Raw genomic sequence first — 249 nt, 5'->3', positions numbered from 1 at the left:
ATATAATATTCTGGACCTGTTTTATTGATAAACTGATGGATGGTGGAGAAATCACAGGCTTCATTCGTTACCGAAGCGGGTAAAATATCTAAACCACAAAAAGCATATTTTGAAAGGCCCTGGACCAGTTCGTAATGGAGTTTTATAACATTGATCGAACCTTCAGTACGAAAGGGAAAAACGGCAAGAGTGGTGGTCGACTTTACCGGTTCATTATCGGTTACAATCACAATGGGGACAGTAAAACGG

General features: G+C 40.2%; 1 pseudogene. It reads right to left on the bottom strand.

Annotation, left to right across the window (positions count from 1 at the left end):
• Positions 1–249, bottom strand: a pseudogene (locus FC814_RS22715) (transcriptional regulator); the annotation flags it as partial.

Origin of the sequence: Escherichia sp. MR (assembly GCF_005280595.1) — a bacterium.
Lineage (GTDB): Bacteria > Pseudomonadota > Gammaproteobacteria > Enterobacterales > Enterobacteriaceae > Escherichia > Escherichia ruysiae.
This window is presented reverse-complemented; position numbering and strand designations above follow the sequence as displayed.